10 protein-coding genes are annotated in these 13,040 nt (G+C 73.9%); 1 reads left to right on the top strand and 9 read right to left on the bottom strand.

Going from position 1 to position 13,040, the window contains the following annotated elements; all coding sequences use genetic code 11:
- The first annotated feature begins 139 nt into the window (after positions 1-139).
- Positions 140-1,054 (top strand): LysR family transcriptional regulator, encoded by a 915-nt coding sequence (locus AC07C1_RS03365; RefSeq protein ID WP_478936601.1) that lies wholly within the window; start codon positions 140-142, stop codon positions 1,052-1,054.
- A gap of 4 nt (positions 1,055-1,058) precedes the next feature.
- Here AC07C1_RS03365 and AC07C1_RS03370 read toward each other — a convergent pair whose 3' ends face one another.
- The 9 genes from AC07C1_RS03370 to solA form a co-directional block, all read right to left on the bottom strand.
- Complete coding sequence (locus tag AC07C1_RS03370) at positions 1,059-3,386, bottom strand: acyltransferase domain-containing protein (protein ID WP_478936602.1); 2,328 nt, start codon at positions 3,384-3,386, stop codon at positions 1,059-1,061.
- A gap of 37 nt (positions 3,387-3,423) precedes the next feature.
- Entirely contained in the window at positions 3,424-4,473 is a 1,050-nt protein-coding gene (locus AC07C1_RS03375; protein WP_478936603.1) for an aldo/keto reductase, read from the bottom strand.
- Positions 4,474-4,484: 11 nt separating this feature from the next.
- Complete coding sequence (locus AC07C1_RS03380; RefSeq protein ID WP_478936604.1) at positions 4,485-5,258, bottom strand: thioesterase II family protein; 774 nt, start codon at positions 5,256-5,258, stop codon at positions 4,485-4,487.
- A gap of 2 nt (positions 5,259-5,260) precedes the next feature.
- The gene (locus AC07C1_RS03385; RefSeq protein ID WP_478936606.1) at positions 5,261-8,026 is read right to left on the bottom strand and encodes a beta-ketoacyl synthase N-terminal-like domain-containing protein; all 2,766 of its coding nucleotides are present in this window, start codon (positions 8,024-8,026) and stop codon (positions 5,261-5,263) included.
- Entirely contained in the window at positions 8,019-8,381 is a 363-nt protein-coding gene (locus AC07C1_RS03390) for a phosphopantetheine-binding protein (protein ID WP_478936607.1), read from the bottom strand. Before AC07C1_RS03390 ends, AC07C1_RS03385 begins: the two co-directional genes overlap by 8 nt.
- 180 nt (positions 8,382-8,561) lie before the next feature.
- The gene (locus tag AC07C1_RS03395) at positions 8,562-9,932 is read right to left on the bottom strand and encodes an aldehyde dehydrogenase family protein (RefSeq protein ID WP_478936608.1); all 1,371 of its coding nucleotides are present in this window, start codon (positions 9,930-9,932) and stop codon (positions 8,562-8,564) included.
- A complete protein-coding gene (locus AC07C1_RS03400; protein WP_478936609.1) occupies positions 9,932-11,032 on the bottom strand; it encodes a phenylacetate--CoA ligase family protein in 1,101 nt (366 codons plus the stop codon). Before AC07C1_RS03400 ends, AC07C1_RS03395 begins: the two co-directional genes overlap by 1 nt.
- Positions 11,033-11,064: 32 nt before the next feature.
- Positions 11,065-11,568: a flavin reductase family protein gene (locus tag AC07C1_RS03405; protein WP_478936610.1), complete on the bottom strand. Its 504-nt coding sequence runs from the start codon at positions 11,566-11,568 to the stop codon at positions 11,065-11,067.
- On the bottom strand, positions 11,565-12,761 hold the full coding sequence (gene solA / locus AC07C1_RS03410; protein WP_478936611.1) for an N-methyl-L-tryptophan oxidase: 1,197 nt from the start codon (positions 12,759-12,761) through the stop codon (positions 11,565-11,567). The genes AC07C1_RS03405 and solA overlap by 4 nt, the downstream gene beginning before the upstream one ends.
- Positions 12,762-13,040 lie beyond the last annotated feature (279 nt).

Here is a 13,040-nt window from a genome sequence, read left to right on the forward strand (position 1 = left end):
GGACGATGCACCACCGCCCGCTGAAAACCGGTGCGCTCCTCATCGAAACCCTCCTGCCCCGGAACGAACACCTCGCCCCCGACCCGCTGGGCAAGTTCGGCCAAGCTCGTCATGTGCAACACCCTTAGAATCAACGTTTATGGAACTGCGCCAGTTCGAGTACTTCGTCGCCGTAGCGGAGGAGGCGAGCTTCACGAAGGCCGCGGCTCGCGTTCATGTGGCCCAGCCCGGGGTGAGCGCACAGATCCGCAAGCTGGAGCGGGAGTTCGGGCATGAGCTGCTCGACCGCAACGGGCGTACGGTGCGGCTGACGGACGTGGGAGCGGCGGTGCTCCCCTACGCTCGGGCGGCGCTCGCAGCGGTGGAGGGCGCCCGGCTCGCGGTGGACGACCTCGCCGGCCTGACGCGCGGTCAGGTCACCGTCGGTACGGTGGCGTCGTTCGCGTCGCTGGGTCTGCCCGAACTGTTCGCACGGTTCCACCAGCGGCACCCGGGTGTCGACATGGCGCTGTCGGAGGGCACCTCCGACCAGTTGGCCGAGGCGATACGGGCCGGACGGATGGACGCTGCCGTGATCGGCCTGGCCGTCGAACCGCCTGTGGACCTGGAGATCCAGGTCATCGCCGACGAGCCCGTCGTGGCGGCGGTGGGGCCCGGCCACAGCCTGGCCGGGCGCCGGGAGGTGTCGGTCGAGGAGATCCGGGACCACACCTTGATCTCCCTGCCGCCGGGCACCGGGGTGCGCAGCTGTGTCGAGGCGGCCTGGGCGGCCGCGGGCGCCAAGCCGCGGATCGCCTTCGAGGCCGCCGACCCGCAACTGCTCGCCCAACTCGCCGCCTGCGGGCTGGGGCTGGCGTTTCTTCCGCAGCCGTTCGCCCGGGCCCGCCGGCTGCGCACCGTGACGGTCGACAGCCCCCATATGCGGGGGCGGCTGGCGCTCGCCTGGCGCGCCGAGGGCCCGGTCAGTCCGGCGGCGCGGGCGTTCATCGGTCACGCCCGCGCGTCTCTCGCCGACCTCGGGACCGGCTCCTCCGGCACGGTGCCCGTCTCCTGACCGGTCATCGGACCGCCGACGTGGGCGGAAGGAACTCCCGGCGCTGGAAGGGGTGTCCGGCCAGCCGGGTCCTTCTGCGGTCCCGTCCGCCGTGCAGCGCCGCCCAGTCCAGCTCCGTCCCCTCCAGCCACAGGTGGCCGAGCGCCGTCAGCAGCACCCGGGCCTCGGGGGTGTCGTCCGCCGGGTGCGGCAGGGTCTGGAACACCGGGTGGTCCTCAGCGACGGCCGGGTGCCGGCGGGCGAGGGAGGTCAGTGTCAGGCCCGGACCGACCTCCAGGAGTACGGCCCGGTCGAGGCGGCCGAGGGTGACCAGGGCGTCGGAGAACCGTACGGCACGGCGCATGTGCGCACGCCAGTAGGCGGGGGTGGCGATCTCCTCGCCCGCCCAGGTGCCGGTGCTGTCCGAGACGAGGGGGATCCGCGGGGTGCGCGGCCGCAGCGCGGAGACGTACGCCTCGAAGCTGTCCAGGGCCGGCTCCACCAGGGCGGAATGACCGGCGGTCGCGATCTTCAGGAGCTTCACCTCGGCCTCGGGCCTCGGGAAGTCCCGGACGAACCGCTCCACCAGCTCGGTCGGCCCGGACACGGCCACCTGCTCGGGTCCGTTGACGGCGCCGATGTCGAGGCCGTCGGCCAGCAGGGGCAGGACGTCCGCCTCGGCAAGCCCCACCGCGGCCATGGAGCCGGACGGCAGGCCCTGCAGCAGCCGGCCTCGCTCCAGCACCAGGGCGAGGGCGTCGCGGAAGCCGAACACTCCGGCCACACAGGCCGCCGCGTACGCGCCGAGACTGTGGCCGACGACCGCCGCAGGCCGCACCCCCCACCGGATCAGCGCCCGGGCCAGCGCGTACTCGACCGTGAAAACCGCCGGCTGGCCGACGGCGATGGTCGACAGAGCCTCCTGGGCGCGGGTGGCCTCGCCCGCGTCGGCCGGGTCGAGAACGCTGCGCAGATCGATGCCAAGTGCCTCGCGGGACAGCTCGGCGCAGGCGTCCACGTCGGCGCGGAACTCCGGGTCGGTGCGGTACAGGGCGCGGGCCATGCCTACGTGCTGGCCGCCCTGGCCCGGGAAGGTGAAGACGACGGGGCGGGGCTGGTCGGGTGCGTGTCCGCCGGGGGCCTTGCGACGGCTGTCGCCGCCCAGGGCGGCAGCGGCCTCGTCGGTCGTCCGTGCCACCGTGAACCGCCGGTGCTGCTCCGCGGTGCGCCCCGACTGCAGCGTCCAGGCCAGGTCCGGCAGCGGGGCGGTGGTGTGGGCGAGCGTCTCGCCGAGATCCGTGGTCAGCCGGTCGAGTGCGGTCGCGGACCGCGCCGACACGGGGAGCAGCTGCCAGCTCGGTTCGGGCTCCGGGCGCGCCGTCGCGGGCGGCTCCTCGATGACGACGTGGGCCCGCAGGCCGAACGGGCCGCCGACGTCCACTCCCGCCCGGCGGGGCCGTTGCGGAGTCCGCCAGTCCCCGCTGTCACCCGGCAGCGTCCCGCAGGCCACCCCCACGACGGCCGTCAGCAGGGCGGCCACGCCCGGGGTGGTGTCGGTGACGGCGGCTCCGCCCGGGGCGTCGGCGGTGACCGGGACAACCGTGCCGGCCGCGACTCCGGCCACCGCGCGGGCCCGCCGCGCCGACCGGCCGGTACCGTCGTCGCGGCCGACGGCCGTACCCCGCACCACCGCGTGGATGCGGTCGCCCGCGGCGAGGGCGACGTCCAGCGGCCTGAGCACGAGCACTCCGCAGCCGCCGGTGGGCACCGGGCCCGCGGCGCCGCCGTCCTCGGCGAGGGGACGGACCGTGACGGCTCCGGCGACGGCGATGTCGCAGTCACCGGCCAGCAGCCCCTGCGCCGCGTGGTGGACGGCGAGCGGCAGGGTGGCCCCCGCGCCCTGCACGGTCACCGACGGGCCGGTGAGACCGAGCTTGTAGGCAGGCCGGGCGGCGAGGAAGTCCGGGCCGGTCGCGATGCGGATCTGCCAGTCGTCGGCGTTCGGCAACCGCCGGATCTCGCGGCGCAGCCCCGCCGCGTACGCCGTGGTGCTCGCGCCCGCGTAGACGCCGATGACCGCGTCCGCGCGGGCGGGGTCCACGGCCGCGTCCTGGAGGGCATGGGTGACGCACTCCAGGAGGACGCGGGCCTGGGGGTCGGTGATCAGCGCCTCACCGGGCGAGAGGCCGAAGTAGGTGTGGTCGAAGGCGTACGCGTCCGCCAGGACCGGGTCCGGCTCGTCACCTCGCAGGAGTTGCCGCCGGTAGGCGTCGATATCGGGCGCGCCGGGGAGGCGTGCCGCCATGCCGATGACGGCGACCCCACCGTCCTCGGCCGGAACGGTCCCGTCCATGCCGTGCTCCTTCCTGGTCACCTCGGTCATGGCGGCCTCAGGCCACCGGAACGGCGGGACGGGTGAGGGACCGCCCACCGTGCACCGGACGCAGCGCACCGGCGACGAGTTCGTGCGGCTGCCCCAGGGGTACGGCGCTGACCTCGTCGAGCCGCGTGAGCAGTGCCTCGTCGAGGGTGAGGCTCAGGGTGGAGAGGTAGCCCTCCAGTTGGTCGACGCTGCGCGGGCCGATGAGCGGGACGAGTGCGGTCGGTGAGTGCGCGGCCCGGGTACGCAGCCAGGTCATGGACACCTGGGCGGGCGTGAGGCCGGTCTCCGTCGCGACGGCCAGCACGGTGTCGACGATCCGGGTGCGCTGCTCGCTGTCCTCGGTGCGGATGCCGCGCCCTTCCCAGTCGGTGAGCCTGCCCACGGACCCGGTGCGGTACTTGCCGGTGAGCAGCCCGCCGCCCAGCGGGGCGAAGAGCGCGACGCCCAGCCCCAGCGCCTCGGCCATGGGAAGCAGTTCCCGGTCGGCGCTGCGTTCGGCGAGGCTGTACTCGAACTGCACACCCACCAGCGGGTTCCAGCCCCGCAGCTCCGCGATGGTCACGGCCCGGGAGACCCGCCAGGCGGGGAAGTTGCACAGTCCCGCGTACAGGATCTTGCCGGACCGGACGAGGTCGTCCAGGGCGGCGAGGATCTCCTCGACGGGCGTGAGACCGTCGGGCAGGTGGGCCCAGTACAGATCGAGGTAGTCGGTGCCGAGCCGCTTGAGGCTGGCCTCGACCGAACGGACGACGTTCTTGCGGCTGTTGCCCGTGGTGGAGGGGTGCGGACGGCCGGCACCGAGGGAGAACTTGCTGGTGAGGACGTAGTTGTCGCGTTCCGCGCCAAGGAGTTCACGGAGGAACTGCTCGGCGGTGCCCAGTTGGTAGCTGTCGGAGGTGTCGATCAGCGTGCCCCCGGCCTCGCTGAACCGCTCGAAGATCTTGCGGGCCTCGTCCCGGTTCGCGCCACCGCCCCACAGGGTGCCGAAGTTGGCGGTGCCGAGGGCGAACTCGGACACCCGCAGGCCGCTGGTGCGGCCGAAGGTCGTACTGCGCATGGTGTCTCCTGTCATCGGTCCGCGGTCATCGCCCGGTGGACGATGCGCAGCAGCTCCTGCCGGGGGCTCGGGTCGCGGAAGTAGAAGTGACCGCCGGGCAGGGTGTGGTGCTCGAAGGGGCCACGGGTGTGGGCCGCCCAGCCGCGCAGGTCACCGGCCTCCTCGTCGCCGATGAAAGCGGTCAGCGGCAGGTCCAGCGGCCGTCCGGGTACGAAGTCGTACGTCTCCGCGATCTCCATGTCGGCCCTGAAGTAGCGCAGGACCAGCTCGCGCAGGTCCGCGTCCTCGTGGACCACGGAGGGCAGCGAGCCCCAGCGGCGTTCGATCTCGGTGAGCAGTTCGGCGGAGGACAGCCCGTGCACCGGCCGGGCCGCGTGGACCGGCGGAGGCTGGATGGACGAGACGAAGATCCGGTCCGGCAGCGGGCGGCCGGTGTCCCTCAGTGTGCGGGCCACCTCGTGGGCCACGAGTCCGCCGAGGCTGTGTCCGAAGAAGGCGGCGGGGCCGGCCCCGAAATCGGCCTGGTCGACCAGGGCCTCGACCAGTTCGGACATCCGGGTGAAGGGCGGCTCGTCCTGCCGGGGCACCCGGCCGGGCATCTTCACCCCCCACACCCGGACCCCGGGAAGCTGGTCGGACCAGCGCAGGAACTCCCCCGCCGAGCCTCCGGCGTGGGGGAAGCAGTAGAGGTCGGCGAAGGCGTCCGGTCTCGGGTCGCGGCAGACCAGCCATCGGCTGTCGACGGGTGCGGTGGCCGCGGCGCCGGGCGCCGAGGTGTCGGCCATGATCACTCCTTGGGCGGTTGACGGCGGATGGTCCGGCGCTCGTCGAGAAGCTCGGCGAAGTCGGCGGCGGCCGGGGCCGAGAACAGGTCCTTCACCTTGACGTCGACCGGCAGCAGTCCGCGGACCTCCGCGAGCACGCGGGCGGCGATCAGCGAGTCGCCGCCGAGCGCGAAGAAGCTTTCGTCGGGGTCGACCGTCCGTAGGCCGAGCGCCTGGGCGAAGAGCCGCAGGACGAGGTCGAGGCTGTCGCCCGCGGCATCCGTACCCGGGTCCGGGCTCGGCGCGGTCCCCGCGGAGGCCGCCCCCGGGTCCGGGCTCGGCGCGGTCTGCGGAACGCTTGCCGGCGCGGTGTGACCGTCCGGTACGCCGACGGAGGCCACGGTGACGGCGGCCCCGGCTTCCGGGGCGGGCCGTGCGACGGGTTCGACGAGATACGGAAGGCGCTCGAACGGGTAACCGGGGAGCGGCAGTCGGGCCCGGCGCACACCGTCGTGCACCGCGCTCCAGTCGACCCGCAGCCCCTCGGTCCAGAGCTGTCCGAGACCCATGAGCACCGCGTCAAGGGTGGCGCCGGGTGTGGCAGCGGGGGGCGGCACCGTGAAGAGGGCGTGGCCGGTGTCCCCGGCCAGGGCGGCGCACGGGGCCTCGGCGTCCGGCTGCCCGGTCCATTCGGCGGCGCAGCCGGCGGGGTCGGGCGTCGTCCCGGCGTCGTACCGGAGGCCGGTCCGGCCGAACAGCAGGGGGACGCGGGCCGGTTCGAGCGCGATGCCCGGCAGGGCTTGTGCCAGCGTCCGTGCGGGGTCCGTGGAGCGGGCCGCGGCCGTGACGAGCCCGACCGCGTCGGACAGCGTCACGACCCCGGCGGCCGTGGCCGCGACGAGTGCGCCGGGGCCGGTGCCGGAGACGACGGAGGGCTCCCCCGTCCAGTGCCGCCAGAGGGTCTGGAGGGCGTGTTCGCGGGCGAAGACGGCCAGATCACGCACCGCGGGATCGTCCGGCCAGCGGGATGCCCCGGCTTCGAGGGCGGCGCGCACGGCGTCGCCCAGGTCGCCGGCGGTGTCCAGGCAGGAGTCGAACGCCTCGGTGAAGACCCGCTCCGAGGGGAGGAGCCAGCCCGGTCCGGGCGGGCCGGACGCGCCGGGGCAGAACAGCGCGGCGGTGCGGGGGGCGGCTCGCTCCGGCTCCCGTTCACCGTCCCGCGCGGACAGGGCGTCCGCCGCCTCCTGGGCGCTCTCGGCGACCACGCAGGCGCGGTGGGGCAGTTCCCGGCGGCCGGTCTGCAGGGTCCAGGCGACATCGGCGAGCGGCAGACCGGGGTGGGCCCGCAGATGTGCGGCCAGGTTGCGGGCGGCGGTGTCCAGGGCCGTCGCGGTCTGTGCGGAGAGCACCAGGAGCTGGGCCGGCCGGGCAGGACCGGTGGCGAGGGGGGCGGGCGGCTCCTCCAGGACGGCATGGGTGTTGATCCCGCCGATGCCGAAGGCGCTCACGCCCGCGCGGCGGACGGCTCCCCTGGGGTGCCAGGGTTCGAGCGCGGTGGCGACCCGGAAGGGGCCGGAGGCGAAGTCGATCTGGGGGTTGGGCCGGGCGAAGTGGAGGCTGGGCGGGATGGTGGCCTGCTCGAGGGCCAGCACGGTCTTGATGAGTCCGGCGGCTCCCGCGGCGGCGTCGGTGTGACCGATGTTGCTCTTCACCGACCCGATGGCGCAGTAGGCGCGGTCGTCGCAGTCCTCGCGGAACGCCTCGGTGAGGGCCTTGATCTCGATGGGGTCGCCGAGCGGTGTGGCGGTGCCGTGGGTCTCCACGTAGGTGATGGTTCCGGCGTCGGTGCCGCCCACGAGCTGGGCCGTGCGGATGGCTGCCGCCTGTCCCTCGACGCTGGGGGCGGTGAACCCCACCCGGGCCGAACCGTCGTTGGTGACGGCGGAGCCCCGCAGCACCGCGTGGACGCGGTCGCCGTCGGCGAGCGCGTCGGCCAGGCGCTTGAGGACGACGACGCCGACGCCGTTGGCGGCGACGGTGCCGTCTCCGGCGGCGTCGAAGGGGCGGCATACCCCGTCGCGGGCCAGGATGCCGTCCTCCGTGTATCCGGCGTCCTTGGGCGGGGCGTGCACGGCCACTCCCCCGGCGAGCGCGAGGTCGCACTCGCCGGAGAGCAGGTCATGGGCGGCCAGGTGCACGGCGGCGAGCGCGGTCGCACAGGCCGCCTGCACCGCCACCGCCGGGCCGCGCAGTCCCAGCCGCTCGGCGGTGCGGGCCGTGAGGAAGTCCGGGGCGGTGCCGAGCAGGATGTCCTCCTCGGTGACGTCCGGCAGCTTCTCCCGCTGGGCGCGCAGGGTCTCGGCGTACGCGGTCTCCGTGCAGCCGCCGTAGACGCCGATGGCGCCCGGATGGCGGTCGGGGTCCTGGCCGGCGTGTTCCAGCGCCGTCAGGGCGCATTCGAGGAACACACGCTGCTGGGGGTCGATGAGCCGGGCTTCCTCGGCCGAGTAGCCGAAGTAGCCGGCGTCGAACCACTCGGGCCGCTCCAGCAGTCCCCGGGCGGGGACGAAGAGGGGGCCGCCGTGGTCGCCGGTACCGTCCGCGGACGGGCGTAAGGGGCGGGCCGGCTCGCGGGTGAGGGTGTCCCGGCCCTCGGTGAGGTTGCGCCAGTAGGCGTCGATGTCCCCGGCGCCGGGGAAGCGTCCCGCCATCCCGATGACCGCGATGTGCTCGCCGGTGCCGGGCGCGGCCTGTCCGGGGTCCCGATCGTGTTCGCGGTCCTCACGCATCGGTGCCTCCGGCGCTCTCCTGTTCGCCGCGGACGCGACGGGCGCCGAGCCGGGAGCGGCCGGCGGCCCGGGCGGCGGGTGCGCGCCGGCCCGCGCGGGATCCCGCGTCCGCCCGGCCGTCGAGGTGGCGGGCGAGGCTGCCGGTCGTCGGGTGGGTGAACAGGTCGACGAGTGGTACGTCGGTGCCGAGCCGTTCGGCGACCTGGTCGCGGACCATGTGCAGCAGGAGGGAGTGGCCGCCGAGGTCAAAGAAGTTGTCCTGGGGTCCCACTCGGGGCAGTTCGAGGATGTCGCACCAGATCTCGGCCAGGACGTCCTGGGTACGCCGTTCCGGTGCCGGGCGTTGTGCGGGCATCTCCACTCCAATTCGTCCCGTGAGGGTTCGAGGCGGGCGGCTCCTCGATCGTCCAAGGCCCCGGATCAGATGTCCAATAGCTGACTTCCCTGGAAGTCAGAACTGCTGGTTATGGATAGGGGTATGACGAAGGCGCCGAAGCCGGGAGGTACCGGACTCCGGCGCCCTGGCGGGGCCCGGTCAGCCGCGCAGCACGGTCTTGCTGCGCATCAGGAAGTCCGCCAGATACCCGTCGTGGGGCATCCCGGTGTCCGTCCAGTGCGTGGGGTGGCCGTCCAGGTGCAGATTGCTGATGGTGGGTTCGTCGCACAAGGCGTCGATGAGCGCCTCGTCCTTCGTGACCGCGCTCAGCACCAGCGTGTCCCTGAGCGGCGCGACCCCGTCCGCGCGGCTCCAGGGCGCGACCCAGACGCACGGGAAGGGCACTTCGGTGCCGGCCTCGGGAGCGTCGGGACGGTCGAGTTCGAAGACCGCGGGACGCAGTACGGCACTCCCGTCGCCCAGTTCGTCGACGACGCCGTCGCCACCGAGCCAGGCCCGGGCGCCCGTCGCCCGGCCGAGGACATGGCTCTGCAGCGCCCTGGCGGTGCGGACGGGCTGCACGGGCAGCCGGGCCTTGTCGTCTTCGGGCGGCAGGCTGGGCAGCTGGGCGAGTCGTTCGGCGAGTGCTTCGGCCAAGGGCGCCGGGTCGCCCTCCACGAAGACGCCCGTGGCGTTGACGCAGCCCGTGCCGGCGTGGTGGGCGACGGAGTCCGCGATCATGTCGAGGTGGCTGCGCCAGTCCACGTCCGCGGTCAGCAGGACCTTGCTCCGGCCGGGAGTCAGCGGCAGCACCTTCCGGGCCCCGGCGTGTTCACGGATGATCTCGTCGCTGCCGTACGCCAGATCGGCCGCCCGCAGCATGGCCTCCGCGGACTCGTGCTCGGTGGGCAGCAGCGCCACATGGTCGTCCCCGAAACCGGCCGCCCGCAAGGCGAGGACCAGCCGGTGCGGGGTGAACGGCTCACGGCGTGACGGCCGGACGGCGACCCGGAAGCCGAGCGCGAGGGCTTCGGGCCACAGGGAGTGGGTGCCGGGGTGGTTGCCGGCCGCGTGGACCGAGAGCACCTCGCCGCGCCGCGTCCACACGGCCCGGCCGGTCCGGGTCAGCGGGTCGCGCCAGTCGCCGACGGCGCCCGCCGGCCGGGCGAACTGCAGACCGCGGTGGAGGTGCGCGGTGCGCCGCGCGAGGGTGCGGGTGGCGGCCCGGACCACGGCGAGGGGGAGGCCGGCGACCCGGCTCACCGCCTGCTCGTACGCCTCCGGGGTGAGCCGGCCCAGCTCGGCGGTGGCGAACAGCTGACCGGCCCGGGCGATCGCGGCCACCCGTTCGTCGAGGGGCAGCGGGGTGGCGGCGCGCAGGGCGTTCATCGTACGGCCGACGAACACCTTGGGCGCCAGGCCCAGTTCGGCGACCGGCCGCCCGGCCACATCGGGGACGGGCTGCCGGTTGCGGGCCCGGTAGGCGCCGGACGGGCCGAGCACGTCGAGGGGAACGAGCGGAGCGGTCATCAGTAGACACCCTCGATCACGGTCTCGTCGTCGAACCGGGCCACCGGGGCTATGTCGGCGACCGAGTCCCCGGCGTGGCCGTCCGGGGCCTCGACGCGGGTGGCGAGGTCGCGCTCCAGGTTGTTGGGCAGCAGCAGGCCCTTGCTGACGTGGTGCATGACGACCTGGCCGCGCTGCCCGTAGGGGACCTGCTCACCGGTCGCCGGGTCGACCACGGAGAAGGTGATGTACGGCGAGAAGGTGTCGAACACACAGGGGTCGTCGTCCCCGAGTCCGTACCGCTGGCCGGCGATGCCCAGGATCATCGTGCTGCCGTAGTGGCCGTAGAGGGGGATGCCGGGGAAGATCTCGGTGCGGTACAGATGGCGGCTGTCGGCGTCCATCTGGGTGCCGCCCCAGCGGATGGCCCGCACCTTCTCGGCCACCAGGTCGACCAGTTCGTCCCGGCGGGCCAGCCGCTCCAGCAGCGGCGGGGTGATCGTCAGCACGCCGATGTCCTGGGTACGCAGGATGAAGGCGGCCTGGTCGATGAGGTGTTCGGCGTAGTCGTCGGCGAGGTCACCGCGGCCGGAGGCGATCAGCTTCTTCACCCAGCGGGGGTCCAGGTCGATGGTGAAGCCGAGGCTGCCGTGGGTGGTGGCGGACTCCTGGAAGATCCGGCCCACGATGTGCGGGCCGGTGGGGGTGAGTCCGAGCCACTGGGCGCCCCGGGGGAAGCCGTGGGTGTCCAGGTTGGCGTTGCTCCAGGCCACCATGCGGTCCAGCCAGTCGCGCGGGCAGAGGAGCCGCTTGGGCGCTCCGGTGGTGCCGCCGCTCTCGAACGTGCCGACGATGTCGGCGTGTTCGCCGTACCCGCGGGGGACGAGGTCCAGGACCGGCACGTCCCGCAGCTCGTTCACGATGTTCGGGAAGAGCGCGAGGTCGGCATGGGTCTTGATGTCCCGGCGGGGGTCGAAGTCGAGGCTTCGGGCACGCCGGAGCCAGTACGGCGAGCCGGTCTCCGGGCTGAAGTGCCACTCCATCGCGGCGCGGACGAACTCGTCGGGGTCCGGCGTGACGTCGATGGGCGGATCCAGGACGGGGTGGGCGGCTGACGGCACAGGTCCTCCTTGGACGGCGAGAGCAGCGGGGGTCAGCAAGGGGTGCAGAAGGTCCGCCGGAACCAGAGCAGTGGAGTGCCGGGTCGTCCGGTCTCCACTTCGGCGAGGGCCCCGAGCAGCAGGTCGTGGTCGCCCGCCCGCACCACGTCGTGGCGCAGACAGCGGTACGCGGCGTGGGCGTCGGGGAGGACTGGCAGAGCGGTCCCCGGCCACCGGGCGAACTCCTGGCCGGCGAACCGGTCCGCACCGTGCCGGGCGAAGGTGCGGGCCAGGGCGCGATGGCGGTCGTCGAGGACGTTCACCACGAACTCGCGGGCGGACACGAACGCCTCATGGCAGCTGGAGGTGTGGGACAGCCCGACCAGCAGGAGCGGCGGGTCGAGTGAGACGGAGACCACGGAGCCGGCGGTGAAACCCCAGCGGCGGCCCTCGTCGTCGGTGGTGGTGACGATGGTGAGCGCGGCCGGGAGCAGGGCCATGGCGTCGCGGAAGTCCTCCGCCCCGGCCAGTGGGGTGGTGGGGACGGGGATGTTCATCGGGTGCCCTCCTGCGCTGTGGGTGCCGTGGTCGTGGGCGCGGTGCGGGCGCCGAAGCGGCCGGGCGCGAGGAAGCCGAGCGGGAGCCGCGGGGCACGGCCTGTGACCAGGTCGGCGAGTGCCTCGCCGATGCCCGAGGCGTGCTTGAAGCCGTGGGCGTTGCAGCCGCCCCCGATGACGAAACGCGCCTCGTCGTCGAGCGCTCCTACGGCGAACTGGCCGTCGGGGGTGCGGGTGAAGAACGACACGGCGACCCGGTCGGGCAGTTCCGCGAGGCCCGGCAACCGCCCCCGCAGCGTCCTGGCGACCTCGGCCCAGTCCTCGGCCCGGACCGACCGGTCGGCGTCGTCGTCCGGATCGATGGGGCGGGCTCCCGGGCCGTACCCCTCGAGGCCGAGCTTCACCTCGTGGCCGCCCTCGCGGCCGTTGCCCCACAGCACGGGGCCCGCCTCGGTCTCGCGCATGAAGACGGGGAAACGCTCCAGGTCGAAGGCACCGTCGTCGTCGACCGGGCGGAACCAGGTCAACGGCATGCGCAAGGTCTGCAGCGGCAGCCCCTCGACCAGGGCCGGAAGCCAGGACCCCACGGTGATCACCACCCGGCGGACGCGGTAGGCGCGTTCGGTGGTCCGCACCTCGACACCCTCGCCGGCGGGCTCCACCGCGGTGACCCGGCTGTCGGTGAACACCCGCGCCCCGGCCTTCGTGGCGAGGGCGGTGGCGGCCCGGATCGCCGCCTCCGGCCGCAGCAGACCGGCCGAGGGCTCCCACACCACGAGATGGTCGGCCGGCACTCCGGTGTGCCGGGGGAACCGTTCCCTCAGCTGCGCACCACTCAGTACCCGCACCTCGATGCCGTGGTCTGCGGCCGCCCGCAGGGTCCCGCCGACGACGAGGCCCTGCTCGGGTCCCATCAGCAGGCCGCCGCCGGCGAGGAACAGCTCGTCACCCGACTCGTCCGTCAGCCGGCCCCAGAGTTCCAGTGATCTCCGGGCGAGCGGTACCAGGCCGGGGTGTTCCAGGCAGGTGATCCGGAACATCCGGGAGCCTCCGAAGGAGGACCCGAAGGCGTGGCCGGGACGGTGCCGTTCGAATCCGAGGACATCGACACCCCGGGTGGCCAGTTGCCACAGGGTCGCGGCTCCCCACGCCCCCAGGCCGACGACGGCCACGTCAGCGTCCCACCGGCTCATGCGTGCCCCTCTCGCTCGCGCTCCGCTGTGGCCGGACCGGGTGGAACGGCTGCCCCCACCAGACCATGCGGCAGGTGGGGGGCACCTGAGTGGTCGGTACTCAATTCACCGCGGAGACAGGTCGGTTGGCCGACCGGATGCCTGTGACGGGCCGGGGTGCGCGGTCTCCCGGCCGGAGCCGATTGAGTAGCGCTCACTCAGGCGCGCGCGCCCGGTGCCGTGGTCCCCTCGGTGGCAGGACACGGTGCGCCGGGCAGGAGGCGGACGTGAGACCGCGAA

It is taken from the genome of Streptomyces sp. NPDC045022 (genome assembly GCF_056432605.1).